Origin of the sequence: Caballeronia sordidicola (assembly GCF_000729995.1) — a bacterium.
Lineage (GTDB): Bacteria > Pseudomonadota > Gammaproteobacteria > Burkholderiales > Burkholderiaceae > Caballeronia > Caballeronia sordidicola_A.
In genome coordinates, this window is sequence record NZ_JNFG01000196.1 from 1 (window position 1) to 1,242 (window position 1,242).

A 1,242-nucleotide genomic window follows, 5' to 3' on the forward strand; every position below is an offset into this window, starting at 1 on the left:
AAACGCCTGAAGTCCGCGCGCGGTGCGGAAGCACCCCGACACCTTTTGTTTGAGCTTGGGCATTCTGATATCGCGTTCGGCTTGGTTATTGTCAAATGGGACGCGATGGTCGGCGATAAAGCGCCACACTTGCTTGGCATGACGCTCGAGCCGGCCCAACAGATTGTAGGCTTCGCTTTGTTTGATTCTGCCGCGCACATCTTGACGCGTCGGGTCACGGGCCTGCTGCGGGTTAAGCTTACGGCCTTGCTTGATCAAGGCGCGGCTGCGTCGCTGATAGTGGTTTGTGCGCGTGTGGTTCAAGCTCGTATGGCCGCTGGCGATGCTGTGATCGACCTCGCGCTTGGCCTGGCGCAGCAGCTTGAGCATGTGTTCGGCCCAGGGCTGCTGGGTGGATTCCCATACCCCGATCAACTCACGCATATGATGCGCGTTGCATAACGCATGCTCGCAGTCGTAGTAGGTGTAAGGCACCCAGCCGTCGTGCACCGCGACCCCGGTAAATAAGGGCAGGATGCCGAAGCTGTCCAGTGCTTCGCGGCCACGCGTGCGGTGCGAGCCATACCACGTCAGCGCCTGGGTCGAGGCCGTGTGCAGCCAGTGCAGGATAGGTCCCACGCGCATGCCGGTTTCGTCGAAATGCACGACCGGTGCGCCTTGCAGCGCTTGCCCGATGAGCTCAACGGCAGGGCTCAATACCCGTGCAGCTTGCGTGATGCAGTTTTGCACTGTGCCTGCACTCAGGCTCAGGCCAAACAGGTCGCGCAACGCCTGCGAGGTACGCTCCAGAGGCAACTGCTGATATTGCGTCAGATAGACCGCTGCGGCCTGGATCTGGTTGCCGTACTGCACCGCCTGGCTAAGACCTTGGGGAAACTCGGCGCAATGCACTTTGCCGCAGCCGCATTGCGCCTGCTCCACGCGATGGGCTGTCACTTCAAACCGGATCACCGGCAAGTCAATCACCTGCCGCTCTTCGGCCAGTACCGAAACGCGATCGGCCGTGATTTCTTGCCCACAGTTATCACATACCCGACTCACTCGATGAATCTCAACCCGATCCGGGTGCGCCACGCGTTTAAGCGTCTTGCCCTCATGGCCTGGCTGAGCGCCTGGCATGGCTCCACTCACCGTGCGCTGCGATTTGGGCTTGGGTTTGCGCTTCAGGCCATCCGAGGACGGTGGCTTGCTCGAGTTGTGGCTGTCCTTGCCCAGCTTCGCTTCAATCTCGTTCAGACGCCT

At 60.6% G+C, this 1,242-nt stretch carries 1 protein-coding gene; it reads right to left on the minus strand.

From position 1 onward, the window contains the following. Positions 1-1,242 (minus strand): IS66 family transposase (gene tnpC / locus FH08_RS0134370; protein WP_031362684.1); only part of this gene is annotated, 1,242 nt, incomplete at both ends.